Source organism: Neoaquamicrobium sediminum, assembly GCF_013240295.1.
Classification (GTDB): domain Bacteria; phylum Pseudomonadota; class Alphaproteobacteria; order Rhizobiales; family Rhizobiaceae; genus Aerobium; species Aerobium sediminum.
This window is the reverse complement of the sequence record NZ_JABETK010000002.1, coordinates 549,924-568,766: the sequence shown is the minus strand read 5'-3', so window position 1 is coordinate 568,766 and position 18,843 is coordinate 549,924. Positions and strand designations below refer to the sequence as shown.

Here is an 18,843-nt window from a genome sequence, read left to right as displayed (position 1 = left end):
CGCTCACCGGTATTCGAACACCGAGCGGAAGATGCCCGGCGCGATGACGGATAGCGGGTTGACCTGAAGCTGCGGCTCGCCGGCTTTTCCGGCGAGCCTGAAGGTGATGCCGATCAGGCCACGGTCGCGGCCGTTGCCAAGGATCTGGCCGATGATCGGAATTTCGCCGAAAATCCGGTTGAGGCCATAGGCGGGCATGAACGTGCCCGTCATGTCCATGTTGCCCGCTGCATCGTAGAAACTGCCCTGGAAGGTCGAGCCGATCTGCGGGCCGCGCACCACGCCCTGCTGCAGGTTCAGGAATCCCTGTCCCTTCTCGATCATCGAGAAGCCGCGCTCGAACTGCACGCGCGACGTGTCGATCTCGCCGCGCACCGCTTGATTGAGCGAGCGTCCGTCGTTGGCCGGCGCGCTCGAGACAAGCGACCCCAGGCGCGGCTCGTCGACGATCCAGAAGTCGCGTGCATCGACCTGCCCGCGCAGCGGCCCGTTGCCGGCGCCTGCAAGCGACATGGCGATCGTTCCGCCTTCCATGTGTTCGTATATGTCAAGGAAACGCAGCAGCGCGCCGGCGTCGGCCGAATTCATGACGACGTTGCGGGCCTCACCCTGGCGCCCGTCGCGGAATGTCACCTGTCTGCCGCTGGCGGTTGTTCCGGAGAATTCGAGCCTGTCGGTGCGCGCGCCGGTGCCGCTGTATTTCAGCTTCACATTGCTGAGCGCCTCGCCGTGGAAGCCGACGACGCGGTCCACCTCAAGGTCGAGCGTGACCGGCGCGGCGCCGCCCTGCGACGTGCCACCAGTGGAATCCTTGGCGTAAAGCTTCACGACCGAGCGGGCGTCGATGCTCTTGCCGCGCACGGTGATCGCGTAGCCCTTGCCCTGCGCCTTCATATCGAAGGAGAAGTCGTCGCCGCGATTGAGCCGGGCCTTGGGCAAGCGCACGCTCGCAACTTCTCCGCCGGTGAAGGACAGCGCGCCACTGGCGCTGAACGTTTCGCCCGAGAGACTGAAATCGCGCAGGTCTACACGGTTGCCGTCCGTGGCCAGCGAGAAGGCAACAGTGGCGGGCACGCCCTTGCCCTTACTCCACCCGGCCCACGGTATCGTGAGTGTGGCGTCCCGCAGGCTCGCCTTTATGCCACGGCTTTCAGACGATCCGTCGTCGAGTTCGACCTCGGTCACGCCCGACAGCAAGACGTCGAGGCCCGGCGCGATGGCCTCGCGGGCGGCATCGTCCATCTTGAGTGCGATGTTGCGCGCACGCCCGATGGGGCTTCGCGCCCAGAGGCTCGACGAGCTTGAGCGTGGCCGGTGACCCGTTCATGCGCGCCTGCGCGTCGATCACGGCCTTGCTCGGATCGACGGTGATGTTTCCGTTGGCGGCTGTGATCGTCTGTCCGTCAAAGGGTTCGGCAAGCGATAGATTCTCGTAGTCGAGATCGACCCTCCAATCGAGGCTTTCCACGGGAATTGAGCGTTGCAGGGGAATATCCGCGATCACCGTGCCTTTGACGGACCCGGAAAGATCCGCGGGTTTCAGGTCGATGAAACGCCCGACGTTGATGGGATCGTAGCTGGCAAGCTGGAGGACGCTTCCCGCGTCACCCTCCACGTCGATGCGCAGCTTGCCGATCACGGGCGTCACATGCGCTTCGCGCACGGTCAGTTCGCCGTTGCTGGCATTGACGGTGCGCCCACCCGCCATGAAGACGGTGCCGCTTGCCAACGAGATGTCGACATCTGAGCCGCGAAACGATACCGCGCCGACGCCGTCGCGCACGGGTGGAATCCGCCCGGCCACGTCGAAGCGTGTGCCTCTGATCGAGAAGCTGCCGGAGACTTCCCTGGCGCCGAACGGCACGCCGTTGCCGATACGGCCAGGCGGCGTCGTGAGGTCCAGTCGCCCTGTCTCGACGTGGCCGCCGTAGATGTTGGACAATACCCAGTTGCGCGCGCCGCCCGCGGCAAACCATGGCCAGAGCTGCTTGACCTGGCCGACGGGCATGTCGCGGACGTCCAGAGCCATTTCAAGGCCGGGGCTCTTTCCCCGTTCGAATATCGCGGCAGCGCGGCCTTCCACCTCCCCTTGGGAAGACCTGACACCCATCTCGTCGACGCTGAGGCGGCGGGCTTCCGGGTCCCACAAACCGGCAAGACGGGCAACGACGGGCAGTGCCGGCTCCGGGGAGCCTTCCGGCGCGACGGCGGAACCGTCGCTGACAAGTTCGAAGCGATAGGTCGGATGCGTGGAGGCCGGGTTGGGGCCAACCGCGCCGTTGAACCGCCAGAACGAACGACCGCTGGCAATGTCCAGCCTTTCGATTTCAACCTTCGCGGTTCCACGCGCCATGCTCGCGGCAACATCGACATCGGCAATGAAAGAACCGTCCTGCCCGAAAGGTATGGTAAGCGCGGCAACGCGCCCGTCGATGTCCAGCCGTTCGCCGGCCGCCGACTCGGAGCCCGACAGCTTGGCTGTGGCTTCGCCGCCATCCGGCAAGGGGGATGTGAGCTGGACGGCAAGCGTCTTTATCGTCTGGCCATCCGCGTCCAACGCCGCCTGCCCTTCCACCGTGGACACGCGATCACGGAATTCGAGCTCGCCGGCGAGAGCAAGAGCACCGTGCGCATCACCTTCAAGGCTGGCACTTCGGACGAGCAGCAGGGCGTTGTCGTCATCACCAAGCGCTATCTGGATGTCGGAGAGCTCTATGCCGTCGATATCCTCCCGATCAAACAGGCCGATAAGCCGTCTGGCGCCGCCGAAAAGCTGGGCCAGGGCAGCGTCCGTGTCGAGTAGGCCCTTGTCGTCGAAGACCGGTAATTGCTGGCCCCCGCCCTCCACGCGTATTGCGGCGGGGTTTATCCGCGCGTCGGCAAGCCTTGCGCTGGAAAGCTCGATCTGGCCTCGGAGCAAAGGCAGCAGGCGCAGGCCGAAGCGCGCCGAGCCGATCTGCATGACTTCCCGGCCATCGGCCGAAGCCGTGAGCCGCGCGTTTTCCACGCTCAGCCCTATCAGCTTCAACCCGGCAAACGAAATGCCGACCCTACCGATCTCGGCGTTGAAGTCCTCGCCCGCCAGGGTGGAAACGGCCTGCTGCGCCTGAAGTCGCAGCCTTTCGTCTCCGAGGCCCGAAAACAGTGTCACGGCCCCGACAGCCACGATCAAGGCTATCGCCATCGTGGCGGCAAGCGCGATCCTGGCGCCGCGACGGCATATACGTAGCCAGGGTGGCGTCGTTGGCAGCGGTTGAGCAGAGGGGAACTGGTCGAGACTCGTTATGTCGCCGCGGCGAAAACGGATTTTTCATGAGGAGGTGCCTCGTGATGCACGCCGCCGAGCCTGTTTCCTACGTTGGACGAATCTGCCGAAACCACTATACCCGTCAGCCTACCGGCGTAACCACAAACAAGAGTGAGGGCATGACAAACATCAAGGTCGGCGACCCGGCACCGAACTTCGATCTTCCCGGCGATGGCGGAACGCGTGTGTCGCTAGCCGCCCATCGCGGCGACATTGTGGTGCTGTTCTTCTACCCGAAGGACGACACAACGGCCTGCACCACGGAAGCGATAGACTTCAGCGGGCTCAAGCCGCAATTCGATGCGCTCGGCGTCGCCCTGATCGGCATTTCTCCCGACAGCGCCAAAAAGCACGACAAGTTCAAGGCAAAGCACGCGTTGACCGTAACGCTTGCAGCGGACGAGGAGCGTGCTGCACTCGAGGCCTATGGCGTGTGGGTCGAGAAGTCGATGTACGGCCGCAAATATATGGGCGTGGAACGCACGACGCTGCTGATCGATCGCGAGGGGCGCATCGCCTGCATATGGAACAAGGTCAAGGTACGGGACCACGCCTCGGAAGTGCTCCAAGCGGCACGCGAGCTTGCCACTTAAACTCCAGGGAACGAAAACGGCCGCGTACCGTTCTCTTCGTGAAGCGAGTAATTCCCTATCATGGAGATGAACATGCTGCGCGGTCTTTTGCTTTGGATGATCGGTATTCCTATCCCCATCATCATTCTGCTTTGGCTCTTCTTCTTTTGATGGCGCCTCGCGCCGAGAAGGGTCACAGAGTCTGATTTCAACGCCCCGGCCCCGCCGGGGCGTTTCCGTTTCAGCTGTGGGATGCCGGCTAGCAAAGCTTTGTTAACCCTAACAAGGTGTAATGCGACACACGATCCTCCTACCGTTGGGTATGTGTCCGTGAAAGAGAATCGGCAGACTTCGGTCTTCGGCAGACGTAAAGAACCGCACACCGTAATCATCGCCCGAGGCGACCATATACGACACTTCGTCGTGAGGCCGTGGCTTGCCGCCTTTATCGGGTCCACCGTGGCGGCCATGGCGGTCGGCTATCTGCTTGCCACATCGTATCTGGTGTTGCGCGACGATCTACTTGGCGCCACGGCTGCGCGGCAGGCCCGCATGCAGCAGGCCTATGAGGACCGCATCTCGGCCCTGCGCGCGCAGGTCGACCGCATCACGAGCCGGCAGATTCTCGACCAGCAGCTTGTCGAAAGCAAAGTCTCGGAACTGCTCGCCCGCCAATCCCAGCTCACCCAGCGCCATGGACGCATCGGGCCGATCCTCGAGCGCGTGAACGGCACCGGCGGCAAACTGCCGGAAACCGCGCCCCTGCCCTCCACCAAGCCCGAATTGCGGGCGTTGAACGAGAAGGCGCCGGTGGTCATCGCCGACAGCTCGGCCAGTTCGTTCTGGTCGACAAAGCCGGTGAGCCAGGGCTACGAGAGCGCCGCCGACAGGGCCGACCGCCTATTCGTCTCGATCAACCGGTCGCTGCGTGCGATCGAGTCGGAACAGATCGACGGTATAGGTAACGCCACCGAAACCGCGTTCCTGGCCGCGGACGAAATCGCCGGAGCGCTGGAGGCGGCCGGTCTGCCTGTCGAAGTCGATACCAGTGACGAGGCCGTCGGCGGGCCGCTGCTGCCGGTCGAGGCCGGCATCCAGTTCGAGGCACGTGTGCGTGAACTCGACGAGGCGTTGAGCAAGCTGGAGGCCGTAAAGGCGCTGGCGCGCGAGATGCCGATCCACAATCCCGTGCCGGGCCGGCCCGTTTCGAGCAGCTTCGGCGTGAGGCGCGACCCGATCATCAGGCGCCCTGCGATGCATGCCGGCATCGATTTTCGTGCGCCGTCCGGCACAGACATCCGCAGTGCGGGCGCCGGCACGGTGGTCAAGTCCGGCTGGAACGGTGGATATGGCAGAATGGTCGAGATCGACCACGGCAACGGGCTGACTACACGCTATGCGCATATGAGCAAGCTCCGTGTCAAAAGGGCCAGACGGTAGAAACCGGTGACGTCGTCGGCGAGGTCGGATCAAGCGGTCGTTCGACCGGTCCGCATCTTCACTACGAGGTTCGCCGCAACGGGGACGCGATCGACCCGTTGCGGTTTCTCAAGGCGGGCAAGAAGGTCAGCAACCTGCTTTAGCCCACAGGCCGAGCCTCAGTCGATGTCCTCGACCGGCTCGCCGCTTGCACCCTCGATGCGCTGTGACAGTGCCGCTTCCATGAATTCGTCGAGGTCGCCGTCCAACACGTCCTGCGGGCTGGTGCTTTCGACACCGGTGCGCAGGTCTTTCACGAGCTGGTAGGGCTGCAGAACATAGGAGCGGATCTGATGGCCCCAGCCAATGTCGGTCTTAGAGGCTTCGGTGGCGTTGGCGACGGCTTCGCGCTTCTTGAGCTCGTCCTCGTAAAGGCGTGAACGCAGCATCTCCCAAGCTTTGGCGCGGTTCTTGTTGTGCTGCGAGCGCTCGGCCTGACAGGCAACCACGATGCCGGTCGCAAGGTGCGTGATGCGAACCGCCGAATCCGTCGTGTTGACGTGCTGGCCGCCCGCGCCCGAAGCGCGATAGGTGTCGATACGCACATCGGACTCCGACACGTCGATCTGGATCGTGTCGTCGATGACGGGATAGACCCAGCAGCTCGCAAAAGATGTGTGCCGCCGTGCGTTGGAATCGTATGGCGAAATGCGCACCAGCCGGTGCACGCCCGATTCCGTCTTCAGCCAGCCATAGGCATTGTGGCCCTTGATGAGCACGGTGGCAGACTTGATGCCCGCTTCCTCGCCGTCATGGACTTCCAGCACCTCCACCTTGAAGCCGCGCCGCTCGGCCCAGCGGGTGTACATGCGCAAGAGCATGTTGGCCCAGTCCTGGCTTTCGGTGCCGCCGGCGCCTGCGTGGACTTCGAGATAGGTGTCGTTGGAATCGGCTTCGCCCGACAGAAGCGTCTCGATCTGGCGTGCCTGCACCTCGCCGCGCAAGGCGCGGATGGCAGCCTCGGCTTCGGAGATCACGGACTGGTCGCCCTCCTCCTCGCCAAGAGCGATCAGCTCGACATTGTCGTTGAGCGACTGGGTGAGACCTGTGATGCCCTTGATGCCGTCATCCAGCATCTGGCGCTCGCGCATCAACTTCTGCGCTTCCTGAGGATCGTTCCAGAGATCGGCGTCCTCGGCGCGCATATTCAGGTAATCAAGTCGTTTTACGGCCTGATCCCAGTCAAAGATGCCTCCTCAGCAGGGTTATGGCCTGCTTGATTTCGTCGACAAGATATTCGGTTTCTGCGCGCATTGCCGCGTGTGATCCTGTTGTTCTTCTATCTGAATCGGCGCGGACCATAGGGACCGCGCTCACGGCTGTAAAGAGCGCCCGGCTGCCCTGAGGCAGCCACGGCGAGCACGTCGTTCAAGCTGGTCCCGAGAGCCCGGGGCATCGCGGCAAGACACCGGACACGGTCTTCCCGCACGGGGCCGTCTTCAGCCGCCAGCGGGCCGGACCTCCGAGCCCGCCCGGACGGTTCAGTAAAGGCCGCCGCCGCCGGAACTGATCGCTTCGCTCGCCTGTGGCGAAAGCTCACGGGCGCGCTCGGCGGCCTGGAAATCGTCCATGCCGATGACCCAGTAGCTGTCGGCAGGGCCGGTGCCCGGCTTGAAGGCTTCCATGATCGCGCCGCTCGCTCCTTCCGAAGCACGCATGCCGCTCTTGCGATCGACGGCGATCATCTTCATGCCCTCAGGCACGCGGAAATCGACCGGACGCGTGTCCTTCAGCACATCGGCCATGAATTCCTTGAAGATCGGAGCCGCAAGCCCGCCGCCTGTCGAGCCCTTGCCCATGTGGCGGGGCTGGTCGTAGCCCATATAGACGCCGACCACGAGATCCGGCGTATAGCCTACGAACCAGGCGTCCTTTTCGTCGTTCGTGGTGCCGGTCTTGCCGGCGATCGGGTAGCCGAGCTCGGCGATGGTCGTTGCCGTACCGCGCTGCACCACGCCCTCCATCATGGAGGTGATCTGGTAGGCGGTCATCGGGTCGAGAACCTGATCGGCATTGTCGACCAGCTCGGGCTCTGCCTGGCCATCCCATGCCGTGGCGTTGCAGCCCTCGCACTCGCGCTGGTCGTGCTTGAACACAGTCTTGCCATAGCGGTCCTGGATGCGGTCGATCAGCGAGGGAACGATGTGCTTGCCGCCATTGGCCATGATCGAATAGGCCGAGACCATGCGCATCACGGTGGTCTCGCCCGAGCCCAGCGACATGGCCAGCACCGGAAGCATCTTGTCGTAGACGCCGAAGCGCTCGGCATATTCGGCGACCAGGTTCATGCCCATGTCGTTGGCAAGCCGCACCGTCATCAGGTTGCGCGAACGCTCGATGCCGGCGCGAAGCGTCGACGGACCGGCAGAGCCGCCGCCATAGTTTTTCGGCTCCCAGACCTCATTGCCGATGCGGATCGAGATCGGCGCGTCGAGAACCACCGAGGCCGGCGTGTAGCCATTGTCGAGCGCGGCGGCATAGACGAACGGCTTGAAGGACGAACCGGGCTGGCGATAGGCCTGTGTTGCCCGGTTGAATTCGGACTGCGCGTAGGAGAAGCCACCGACCATGGCCAGCACGCGGCCGGTATGGGGATCCATCGCCACCATACCGCCGGACACCTCCGGAATCTGACGGAGGATCCAGCCGGATTCCGCGTCCTCACCGCCGGCTTCCATCTTTTCGACGAAGACGACGTCGCCGGGCTTGAGCACCTCGGCCGGCGAGTCGGCCTTCAGGCGTTTGCCGTCTGCGGTGTAGCGCAGTGCCCAGCTCATGTTGTCCTTGGAGACGGAAACCGTTTCACGCTCATCGCTCAGCGCGCCCGATGCCTCGCGGGAGGGCTGGAGGCCGACATCAAGGCCCTGATCGGACGAGGCCAGCACCACGGCTAGCCGCCACTCGGGCACGTCCGAAAGGCGCTCGACCTCCCCGAGCGGCACGCCCCAGTCGCCCGAAACGTCGATGGAGGTCACAGGGCCACGATAGCCGCGCAGCGTATCGTATTTGATCAGGCCGTTCTGCAACGCCTTGCGCGCCACGACCTGCATTTTCGGATCGAGCGTCGTGCGGACCGACAGCCCGCCCTCATAAAGCGCGTCCTCGCCGTAGCGCGAGATGATCGCGCGGCGCACCTCTTCGGTGAAGTATTCGCCGGCGAAGAGATAGGTGCCACCGCGACGCGGCGTCACGCCCAGCGACGATGCCTTCGCCTTTTCAGCCTCGTCGGGTTCGACGTAGCCGTTGGCGACCATCTGGTCGATGACCCAGTTGCGGCGCTCGATCGCCCGCTCGGTGTTACGGAACGGATGATAGTTGGACGGCCCCTTGGGCAGCGCTGCGAGATACGCGGATTCGGCGACGGTGAGTTCGTTGACCGACTTGTCGAAATAGGTCAGCGCGGCGCCTGCGATGCCATAGGCGCCGAGGCCGAAGAAAATCTCGTTGAGATAGAGTTCGAGGATGCGGTCCTTGGAGTAAGCCTGCTCGATGCGGAACGACAGGATCATCTCGCGGATCTTGCGGTCGTAGGTCACGCTCGAATCCAGCAGGAAGTTCTTCGCGACCTGCTGCGTGATCGTCGACGCGCCGACCGGCCTGCGGCCCGAGCCGACATTCTGCACGTTCGTGACAACGGCCCGTACCAGGCCGGTGATGTCGACACCCGGGTGCGAGTAGAAATTCTTGTCTTCGGCCGAGAGGAAGGCTGCCTTGACGCGGTCGGGCACTGCCTGGATCGGCAAATAGAGGCGGCGCTCGCGAGCGAACTCACCCATCAACGCACCATCGGAGGCATGAACGCGCGTCGTCACCGGCGGCTCGTAGCGCGCAAGCACTTCGTAGTCGGGCAAGTCCTTGGTGACAGCGCCGATATAGATCGCCACACCCGCCGCTGCCACGAGCGCAAGTGCGACGCCGACGCCGAAGAAATATCCGATAAGACGTATCATGCCCACTCCAGTCTGCGGATCGAAGGGTACTACGCCATCGCCACGCCCTGCGGGGTGAAGTCGCGCTCCGCTCCGTTCGCCCCCTTCTTATTCCCCCTTGTGGGGAAATTGCGGCGGCTGGGAAGCGCATTTGCGCGATTCTTCGATTAAATCACAGTGTGTTGTGTCGTTGCAACGAATGTGAAACCGGCCGCGCAGCGGTCTCACCCGCCAGCTCCCTGCCGCGCGGACTCGAAAAGGCCTATCGCAGAGGAGATGCTCGAGACGGCCTTGGCGCGCCAATCGGGATCGCGCAGCAGCTTTTCGTCGTCCGGATTGGACAGATAGCCAAGCTCGAGCAGCACCGAAGGCACATCCGGTGCACGAAGCACCCGGAAGCCGGCGAAGCGGTGCGGGTTCTTGTTGATCATCTGGATCGACGATGACAGTTCCCCAACCAGCGAGCGGGCGAAACGGATCGAAAAGCTCTGCGTTTCGCGCCGAATAAGATCGGCGAGGATGTCGGCCACTTCCTGGCTCTCTTCCTCGACGGTGATGCCTGCAACCTCGTCGGCCAGGTTCTCTCGGATCGCCTTGGCGGCAGCCTCGGCGTCGGATGCCTTGTCGGCCACGGTGTAAACGGTTGCCCCCGAACGCCCTTCAGCCGGATCGCGTCTGCATGGATCGAGATCAGAAGGTCGGCTTCGTGCTGGCGCGCGATGCGAACGCGCTCGTCGAGACGGAGAAACAGGTCACGGTCGCGGGTTAGAAAGACGTCGTACTCGCCCAGATCGCGGAGCGCCTTCTGCAGTTCGAGCGCAAATGCGAGCGTTATGGTCTTTTCCAGCGTGCCGGTGACACCCTTCGCACCGGTGTCGATGCCACCATGGCCAGCGTCGATGACGATCCGGAACGGCCGCGGGCCTTCATTGCCGGCATGGCCGACCCGGTCGCCTTTGGGTGTAACCTGAGTGGAACCGGTTGCCTCGATCTGTTCGGCCATCGCCGTTTCGAAGGCCTTCTCGGAGCCCGCGACGATATCTGCAACGAGGCGGAAACCGTGATTCGATCTCGTTTTCGAGGATGTCCATCCGTTCGACGGCGAAAGGCCCGTCGAACGAGAGGATGATGCGGGAGCGTCCTTCATCGAGGTTGCCGTAGCGAACCTCGGTGACCAACCCGCGCGGCTCCAGTTCCGCGTCGTCGAAGGCGAAACCAGCCTCAGGCAGGTCGATCACCATGCGATGCGGGCTGCGCAGCAGAAACCAGCGCATTTCCGGCTCGCGGTCGAAATGTGCAACGATGCGCGTGCGCGCGGCATCGCCGGCCATCTTGTAGCCGTGCGCCTGAAGCACTTCGTCCGCCGATGCGCCGGAAGCCGCGCACAGCATAGCCACGACAAGCAACAGCCATGCGCAAAAACCTGCAGCGAGCCGGCTGCGCCTGCCTTCGAATGCTGATCGATAAGGCTGCGGCTGCATTGAGTCCTGTGCTTCCTGAAGGCCCGGAATTCGTAATCTTAACGATTGGTAGCGGCGTATGGTTAAGCAACCCTTTAGCCCGCAAGCCCCGATACTCGGATACGAATCGGGCTGCGAAATCGGGGTTGCCATGACCTGCCGCAAATCATAAAAGCGGGCTTGGATCACTGCAATGCTCGTGATCGTTCCAGCCTGCCGCCCACCCTTGCTTTGGCAGCAACGGCATTTTGGCGGCTTACAAGGCCCGACCGGTCCCGGCGCAGCGTTTCCGAAGGATTTTTTCTGCAGGGTGGGTCCGGTGACGCGGGCCCCCTGGCGTGAGGAAAACGGCGGGGCTGTGCGCCCTGTCGGCTCTGTACGAGCACATTAGCTGGTCCGTCCTGTCGGACCTTGGTTCAAAAATGGTTCCGCATGTAACGCGATGATCGAAAGCCTGACCATGTTCCAGCCCGGAAGAAACCGCGCCGTCCCGGCCGCGGCCGGAGCGGATGGTCGGCTACGGATGCGCTATGCGGACACACTATTGTCCGGCGCGTCCCCCAGAACGTCGCAAAGGAGCCGCGTGTTTTCGCGGTTGCCGTCGTCTGCCCGCGCCGGGGAGACAAGACATAATGCCCAACAAAATGCTTATAGATGCCTCCCACCCGGAGGAAACGCGGGTTGTCGTCGTTCGCGGTAACCGCATCGAAGAATTCGATTTCGAGTCCCAGGACAAGAAGCAGCTCAAGGGAAATATCTATCTGGCCCGCGTGACGCGGGTGGAGCCGTCGCTGCAGGCTGCTTTCGTCGAGTATGGCGGCAACCGGCACGGTTTCCTGGCCTTCTCCGAAATCCATCCCGACTACTATCAGATTCCGATGGCCGACCGGCAGGCGCTGCTGCGCGCCGAGGCCGAGGAAGCTGAGTCCGAGGACGACGAGGACGAAAACGAGGAGCGCGGTCGCAATCGCCGCCGTCGTCGTGGTGGGCGCCACCGCGGGCGCGCCACCGACGAGCGTAAAGCTTCCGACGACGGCGAGAATCAGGCCGACGATCGTCGTCGGATGACGAGACTGCCGAGGAAAACGGAGCGGAGCGCGAGGAGAGCGGCAACGACGATACGCCTCGTGCCATCGCCGAGGCCGTCGAGGCCGACTCAGTCTCGGAAGACGTCGAAAGCGACGACCGCAACAACAACGCCGACGACGATCACGCCAGCAATGGCGGCAACAACGATGACGGCGAAGTCGAGTCGGTTGGTGCAGAGGACGCGCTGGAGGAAATCCGCGAACGTCGCCGGCCCAGCCGCCGCCAGTACAAGATCCAGGAAGTCATCAAGCGCCGGCAGATCCTGCTGGTGCAAGTGGTCAAGGAAGAGCGCGGCAACAAGGGCGCGGCGCTCACCACGTACCTGTCGCTGGCCGGCCGCTATTCGGTGCTGATGCCCAACACGGCGCGCGGCGGCGGCATCTCCCGCAAGATCACCAACGCGCAGGACCGCAAGCGCCTGAAGGACGTGGTCAAGGATCTCGACGTGCCTCAGGGCATGGGCGTCATCCTGCGCACGGCCGGCGAAAGCCGCACCAAGGCCGAGATCAAGCGCGACTACGAATATCTGATGCGGCTGTGGGACAATGTGCGCACGCTGACGCTTTCGTCTTCGGCGCCGGCCCTCGTCTACGAGGAAGGCTCGCTCATCAAGCGTTCGGTGCGCGACCTCTACAACAAGGACATCGACGAAATCCTGGTCGCCGGCGAAGACGGCTATCGCGAGGCCAAGGACTTCATGCGCATGCTGATGCCGAGCCACGCGAAGGTCGTGCAGCCTTACCGCGACACCTCGCCGATCTTCGCGCGCAACGGGATCGAAGGGCAGCTCGACAAGATGCTGCAGCCGCAGGTGACGCTGAAATCCGGCGGCTACATCATCATCAACCAGACGGAGGCGCTGGTCGCGATCGACGTCAACTCCGGGCGCTCGACCAAGGAGCACTCGATCGAGGATACGGCGCTCCAGACCAATCTGGAAGCGGCCGAGGAAGTCGCGCGTCAGCTTCGCCTGCGCGACCTCGCCGGCCTGATCGTGATCGACTTCATCGACATGGAAGAGAACCGCAACAATCGTGCGGTCGAAAAGCGCCTCAAGGATCACCTGAAGAACGACCGCGCGCGCATCCAGGTCGGCCGCATCTCGCATTTCGGCCTGCTCGAAATGTCTCGGCAGCGCATCCGCGCTTCGGTGCTCGAATCGACCATGCAGCCCTGCCCGCATTGTGGCGGCGCCGGCCATGTGCGCTCCGAATCCTCGGTTGCGCTTCATGTGGTGCGCGCCATCGAGGAATTCCTGCTCAAGGATCTGCGCAATCACATCACGGTGCGCACGCCAACCTCGACGGCCATCTACGTGCTGAACCACAAGCGTTCGACCCTGACCGAGCTGGAGCTCCGTTTCGGGCTGACGATCTCGGTGGAGGCGGACGAAGGCGTGCGGTCGCAGCATTATGCGATCATCAAGGGTGCGCCGGCCGAACGGCCCGCAGGCTTCACGCCGCCGGCACCAGTCGTGTATCCCGAAGAGCCTGAGGACGACATCATCGATGTCGTTGACGAGGAAGAAGAGGCGGAAGCCGCCGCACCCGCGGAGCAGCGGAACCAGGACGAAAACGGCGAAGGCCAGCGCAAGCGCAAGCGGCGCAGGCGGCGGCGCGGCGGTCGTGACCGCGATCGCAATGCGGAAGCTGCCGGTGACAATGCTGAAGGTGAAGCCGCGGATACCGGCGGCGCTGCTGAACAGGCGGATGAGGCCGACACGGACAACGAGGGTGCGGCCGAGCAGACCGTTCAGGCCGACGCCGATGGCGAGGGCCAGTCCAAGAAGCGCCGGCGCGGCAAGCGTGGCGGCAAGCGTAACCGTCGCGACGACGAGGCTGCAGCCGAGGCTGGAGACGACGCGGTGTCGGCGGCAACGGAAGCCGAAGCCCCCGCCGACGTAGCGCCCGAGATGGCCGATCAGGCAGCGATGGACGCCGTGGAAGCCGCGGCACCGGCTGTGCCAGTCGCCGAGGCTGAGGCAGCCGAGAAGCCGAAAAAGAAGGCGCCGCGCCGCACTTCGAAGAAGGCAAAGGCCGAAGAACCGGAAGTCGCCGATGCGGCAGCCGATCTTGCAGCGCCGACGACCGACGAGGGAGCCGAAGCGGCGGCGGAAAAGCCAGCCAAGCCGAAGGCGAAACGCGCGCCCCGCCGCAAGGCTGCTGCCGCCGAGGCAGTGGCTGAGGAGGCGGCAAGCGAAGTCGTTGCCGAAACCGCGCCGGAAGCACCTTCCGAGCCGGTGGCGCCCGCGAAATGCCGGTCGTAGCCAAGGTGGAGACGAAACCTGCCGAGCCGGTGGTCACGTCGTCGACGCCCGCAAATGACGAAACCAAGCCGCGCAAAGGCGGCTGGTGGCAGCGCAAGGGCTTCTTCTGATCCCTCGCCTCATCTGACACGCACCTGAGAAGCCGGCGCTTGCGCCGGCTTCTTCTTTAGAGCCAGGCGCGCAGCCGCTCGATCGCGGTCGAAATCTCGGCTTCGCTGCCGGCATACGACAGGCGCAGGAAGCGGTGCCCTTCGGCAAGGTCGAAGTCGAGCCCCGGCGTGGCCGCGACATGGCATTCCTTCAGCAAGCGCTGCGCAAAATCCATGCTGTCATTGCTGTGGCGCGACACGTCGCAATAGGCATAGAACGCGCCATCCATCGGGGCAGCCAGCGGCAGGCCGATCTGCGGCAGCGCGTCGGCCAGCAAAGCGCGGTTGACGCGATAGCGCTCCTTGACCCTGTCCAGTTCGGCGCCCGCCTCGAAGGCGCGGATCGCGGCAGCCTGGGAAATCTCAGGCGCGGAAATGTAGAGGCTTTGCGCCACGCGCTCGACAGGCCGCACGAGAGCCTCGGGCAGCACCATCCAGCCGATGCGCCAGCCGGTCATGCAATAATACTTGGAAAAGGAGTTGATGACCGTCACGTCGTCGCCGAAGGCCAGCGCCGTCGCATCGGGCGCTGTATAAGCCAGGCGGTGATAGATTTCGTCCGAGATCACCGCGATGCCCATGGCGCGTGCGGCTTCGACGATGCCCCGCAAGGTTTCAGGCGGAATCACCGCACCCGTCGGATTAGCGGGGCTCGCAAACAAGACGCCCTTCAGCGGCTTTTCGCGATGCGCCCGTTCGAGATGGTCCGCCGTGAGCGCGCCCTCCCCGTCGAGCCTGATCTCGACGACCTCCAGCCCAAGCGCCGTGAGCACGTTGCGGTAGGCCGGATAGCCGGGCGCGGTGATCGCGACGCGGTCGCCCGGATCGAACATCGCGAGAAAGGCGAGATTGAAGCCTGCGGACGAGCCGGTGGTCACCGCAATGCGCGCGGCCGGCACCTCGATGCCGTAGTGGTCCGCATAATGTGCTGCGATCGCCTCGCGCAGCGCTGGCAATCCCAGCGAATCGGTATAGCCGATCTTGCCAGCCGCGATCGCATCGGCAGCCGCCTGGCGAACCACCGCCGGCGCGGGATCCGACGGCTGTCCGACCGCCAGGGAGACGACCGGATGCCCTTGCGCCCTGAGCCTGTTGGCCTCGGCCAGCACGTCCATCGCGTGGAACGGCTCGACCTCGCTGCGTCTGGAAATGGCGACGACCATCATGGCTCCTTTTCTGGCAGGCTGAATGCGCCGCACAATTGCCGGAAAGTACAGGGATCACAAGTTCATGATTTCATTCGCCTCGCCTTTTCACCGAATGCGAGGTCGGTTACCTGTGGTTGCCATGTCGTCGCTTCTTTCACGCGCATTCGCCGTTCGCCTGCTCGCGGCCGCTGCCTTGGCAGCGCCGATGATCCTGCCTGCGCCACCGCCGGCATTTGCCCAGGCGCGCAACATCTCGCTGGTGCGCGATGCGGAGATCGAGGCACTGGTGCGCGAATATGCGCGGCCTGTGCTCGAGGCGGCCGGGCTCGGCCGTTCCGGCATCGAGATCGTGCTGGTCAACGACCCATCGTTCAATGCGTTCGTTACCGGCCGCCGCATCTTCATCAACACCGGCACGCTGCTGATGTCGCAAACGCCGAACGAGGTGATCGGGGTGCTTGCCCACGAGGCCGGCCATATCGCTGGCGGCCACCAGCAGCGCCTGCGTGAACAGCTTGCCCGCGCGCAGACGCTGGCGGTCGTGGCAACTGTCCTTGGAGTCGGTGCGGCGGTCGCCGGTTCCGCGTCTGGCGCCCGTGGGCTCGGCCAATCGGCAGCCGGCATCTTCACGGGCGGCATGGAGGCGGCTCGGCGCTCCGTGCTCAGCTACCAGCGCACCGAGGAAGCCACCGCCGATCGGTCCGCGATCACCTATCTCGAACGCACCGGACAGTCGGCCAAGGGCATGCTGGCGACCTTCGAGCGGCTGGCGGATTCCATGACGCTCGCCGGCGTGCGGGTCGACCCCTACCAGCTCAGCCACCCGGTTCCGCGCGAGCGCATCGCCAACCTCGAGACGCTGGCGCGTGCAAGCCGCCATTTCGACCGCAAGGACCCGCCGGCACTGCAGCAGCGCCACGACATGGTGCGCGCGAAGATCGCAGCCTTCACACAGGGGCATGCCGCGGCTGGCCGTCTCTTCCGCGACAATCCGGGCGGGGTGCCCGCGATCTACGCCGATGCGATCGGCACTTTCCTTTCAGGCAACGCGCGAGCCGCCGTCAGCAAGATCGACACGCTCGTGCGCGCGGCGCCCAAGAACCCGTACTTCCACGAGATGCGCGGCGAAATCCTGATGAAGGCCGGCAGGCCGGCGGAAGCTGCGACATCCTTTGCCACAGCGATGCGGCTCGACCCGCACAGGTCGGGTATCATCCAGATCGGCTACGGACAGGCGCTGATGGCGACCGGCAAGCAGGAAGACCTGCGCAAGGCCGTCAACGAGCTGCAGGCTGGTCTTTCGCGCGACCGCGAATACGCCGCCGGCTATCGGTACCTTGCCCAGGCATACGGCCAGCTCGGCGACGTGCCGCAGGCTGAACTGGCCACCGCGGACGGTCATTTCTATTCCGGCAACTACCGCGACGCGAAGATCTTTGCCGCGCGGGCGCAGCAGAAGATGCCAAACGGTTCGCCGGGCTGGCTTCGGGCGCAGGACATCATCAACTACAGACCGGTGGGCCGCTAGGGTCCGCCAACTGAGCAACAAGGACGAAGACAATGGGCAAGACGGTCGCACTCGGCATCGCAGGCGTCACGATTTCAGTGGCAATGCTCGCCCTCGGCTTCGCGGCAGGCAGCCGCACGGATGTGGCCGCTGCGCCTCAGCAGACGGCGGCAATTGTCGAGCCAGCGGCGGCAACGCGGGGCGAAATCGAGACCGTGGTGCGCGACTACCTGCTTTCCAATCCCGAAATCCTCAGCGACATGCAGGTCGCCCTGGAGGAGAAGGAGCGCGAGTTGCAGCGCGTCGCGCAGGTCGAGACGATCGCCTCGTCTTCGGACGCGATTTTCGACGCGGAGCACGACGGCGTCATCGGCAATCCCGAGGGCAGCGTGACCATCGTCGAGTTCTTCGACTACAATTGCGGCTTCTGCCGCCGCGCCATGGACGACATGGACGCGATGGTCGAAGCCAATCCGGATCTGCGTTTCGTGCTCAAGGAATTCCCCATCCTCGGCCCGGATTCGCAGAAGGCGCATGTCGTTTCGATGGCGTTTCGGGCGCTAGCACCGGAAAAATACGCCGACTTCCACCGCGAACTCTTCTCCGGCGAGCGCGCGACTGAGGAATCGGCCATACGCGCGGCACTTGCACAGGGTGTCGACGAGGCGGCACTGCGCGAGGAAATGAAGAACCCGGCGATCCTGGAAGCCTTCAACCAGACCTACGAGCTGGCGAGCAGGCTCTCGATCACCGGCACGCCTTCCTACGTGGTCGGCGAAGAGGTCGTTTTCGGCGCGCTCGGCCGCGCGGTTCTGCAGGAGAAGGTCGAGCAGGTGCGGGCCACCAACTGACGAGAGCGCATCCTGAGGGGCGATCTCGTCGTTTCAGGCTGCTGTGGACATGAAAAGAACGCACTTGCGCTCTTTTCGAGGCTGGTTATGCCCTTTATAGAGGTGCCGGCGCAGGAACCCATCTTTATATGTCCAACATCATTTTCGTCCTCAACGGTCCCAACCTCAATATGCTCGGCAAACGCGAGCCCGGCATCTATGGCGGGGAAACGCTGGAGACGATCGGCGAGGACTGCCGCGCGGCGGGAACGAAGCTCGGCCTTGAGATCGACTTTCGTCAGTCCAACCACGAGGGCGTTCTTGTCGACTGGATCCAGGAAGCGGGCTCCAAGGCGAAAGGCATCGTCATCAATCCCGGCGCCTACAGCCACACCTCCATCGCAATCCACGACGCGATCCGCGCGGTCTCGCCGCTGCCGGTCGCCGAAGTGCATCTCTCCAATATTCACGCGCGCGAAGAGTTCCGGCACCATTCATGGGTGTCGTCGGTCGCGACCGGCATGATCTGCGGCTTCGGCTCGCAGGGCTATGTCATGGCACTGCACGCGCTCGCCGCCCGGCTCGGGGCGGCCCAGCAAAAAGGGCAAGGATAAACCTCCGATGTCGACGAAGAAAACCGGTGTTGACCAGCAGCTCATCCGCGATCTCGCAAGCATTCTCGACGAAACGAACCTGACCGAGATCGAGGTCGAGCAGGAAGATCTGCGCATCCGCGTGTCGCGCACGCCGGCAGCCGTTCAGGCCTACTCGGCACCCTTTGCCGCCCCGGCGCCGGCACCTGCTGCGCAGTCGGCGTCTGCCGCCACTACTGCCGCCCAGCCCGCCGCACCGGCCGACAACAGCAAGAATGCCGTTCCGTCGCCCATGGTCGGCACCGCCTATCTGGCAGCCGCGCCGGGCGCCAAGCCCTTCATCGAGGTTGGCCAGCAGATCAAGGAAGGCCAGACGCTGCTGATCATCGAAGCGATGAAGACGATGAACCAGATCCCCTCGCCGCGCTCCGGCACCGTCACCGCGATCCTGTTCGAGGATGCGCAGCCGGTCGAGTACGGTGAGCCGCTGGTCGTCATCGAGTAGGCCGGGGCA

Annotated in this window: 11 protein-coding genes and 3 pseudogenes; 7 read left to right on the top strand and 7 right to left on the bottom strand. The window is 64.1% G+C overall.

What is annotated here, in order from left to right; all coding sequences use genetic code 11:
• Positions 1-3 precede the first annotated feature (3 nt).
• Together HK436_RS14555 and HK436_RS14550 are read right to left on the bottom strand one after the other, a co-directional pair.
• Positions 4-1,242 carry an AsmA family protein gene (locus HK436_RS14555; RefSeq protein WP_173190869.1) on the bottom strand — a complete coding sequence of 413 codons (1,239 nt, stop codon included), beginning with the start codon at positions 1,240-1,242 and terminating at the stop codon, positions 4-6.
• Entirely contained in the window at positions 1,151-3,172 is a 2,022-nt protein-coding gene (locus HK436_RS14550) for a DUF3971 domain-containing protein (RefSeq protein WP_173190867.1), read from the bottom strand. The genes HK436_RS14555 and HK436_RS14550 overlap by 92 nt, the downstream gene beginning before the upstream one ends.
• Positions 3,173-3,426: 254 nt before the next feature.
• Here HK436_RS14550 and HK436_RS14545 point away from each other — a divergent pair, with 254 nt between their 5' ends.
• Together HK436_RS14545 and HK436_RS14540 are read left to right on the top strand one after the other, a co-directional pair.
• On the top strand, positions 3,427-3,900 hold the full coding sequence (locus tag HK436_RS14545) for a peroxiredoxin (protein ID WP_173190865.1): 474 nt from the start codon (positions 3,427-3,429) through the stop codon (positions 3,898-3,900).
• 309 nt (positions 3,901-4,209) lie between these two features.
• Positions 4,210-5,462, top strand: a pseudogene (locus HK436_RS14540) (M23 family metallopeptidase).
• Between the two features lie 15 nt (positions 5,463-5,477).
• Here HK436_RS14540 and prfB read toward each other — a convergent pair.
• The 4 genes and pseudogenes from prfB to HK436_RS33025 all read right to left on the bottom strand — a co-directional run bounded on the left by prfB (position 5,478) and on the right by HK436_RS33025 (position 10,768).
• Positions 5,478-6,612, bottom strand: a protein-coding gene (gene prfB, locus HK436_RS14535) for a peptide chain release factor 2 (RefSeq protein ID WP_173190864.1) whose coding sequence is annotated in 2 segments (ribosomal slippage) — positions 5,478-6,545 and positions 6,547-6,612 — 1,134 coding nt in all. Because the reading frame shifts where the segments join, the coding sequence is not laid out codon by codon here.
• Between the two features lie 227 nt (positions 6,613-6,839).
• Positions 6,840-9,308: a penicillin-binding protein 1A gene (locus tag HK436_RS14530; protein ID WP_173190862.1), complete on the bottom strand. Its 2,469-nt coding sequence runs from the start codon at positions 9,306-9,308 to the stop codon at positions 6,840-6,842.
• A gap of 203 nt (positions 9,309-9,511) precedes the next feature.
• Positions 9,512-10,290 (bottom strand): annotated as a pseudogene (locus tag HK436_RS14525) (N-acetylmuramoyl-L-alanine amidase family protein).
• Positions 10,214-10,768, bottom strand: coding sequence for an AMIN domain-containing protein (locus tag HK436_RS33025; RefSeq protein WP_312860612.1), 555 nt, complete (start codon positions 10,766-10,768; stop codon positions 10,214-10,216). Before HK436_RS33025 ends, HK436_RS14525 begins: the two are co-directional and overlap by 77 nt.
• Before the next feature lie 611 nt (positions 10,769-11,379).
• Between HK436_RS33025 and HK436_RS14520 the strand changes: the two are divergent.
• Positions 11,380-14,212: pseudogene (locus tag HK436_RS14520) on the top strand (Rne/Rng family ribonuclease).
• A gap of 56 nt (positions 14,213-14,268) precedes the next feature.
• Here HK436_RS14520 and HK436_RS14515 read toward each other — a convergent pair.
• Positions 14,269-15,414, bottom strand: a complete 1,146-nt coding sequence (locus HK436_RS14515) for a pyridoxal phosphate-dependent aminotransferase (RefSeq protein WP_173193483.1) — start codon at positions 15,412-15,414, stop codon at positions 14,269-14,271.
• A 124-nt stretch (positions 15,415-15,538) separates the two neighbouring features.
• Between HK436_RS14515 and HK436_RS14510 the strand changes: the two genes are divergently transcribed.
• The 4 genes from HK436_RS14510 to accB all read left to right on the top strand — a co-directional run bounded on the left by HK436_RS14510 (position 15,539) and on the right by accB (position 18,834).
• Complete coding sequence (locus HK436_RS14510; RefSeq protein ID WP_173190860.1) at positions 15,539-16,927, top strand: M48 family metalloprotease; 1,389 nt, start codon at positions 15,539-15,541, stop codon at positions 16,925-16,927.
• A gap of 32 nt (positions 16,928-16,959) precedes the next feature.
• The gene (locus HK436_RS14505) at positions 16,960-17,757 is read left to right on the top strand and encodes a DsbA family protein (RefSeq protein ID WP_173190858.1); all 798 of its coding nucleotides are present in this window, start codon (positions 16,960-16,962) and stop codon (positions 17,755-17,757) included.
• A gap of 128 nt (positions 17,758-17,885) precedes the next feature.
• Positions 17,886-18,350, top strand: a complete 465-nt coding sequence (aroQ, locus tag HK436_RS14500) for a type II 3-dehydroquinate dehydratase (protein ID WP_173190856.1) — start codon at positions 17,886-17,888, stop codon at positions 18,348-18,350.
• Positions 18,351-18,357: 7 nt separating this feature from the next.
• Positions 18,358-18,834: an acetyl-CoA carboxylase biotin carboxyl carrier protein gene (gene accB, locus HK436_RS14495; protein WP_173190854.1), complete on the top strand. Its 477-nt coding sequence runs from the start codon at positions 18,358-18,360 to the stop codon at positions 18,832-18,834.
• Positions 18,835-18,843: the final 9 nt, after the last annotated feature.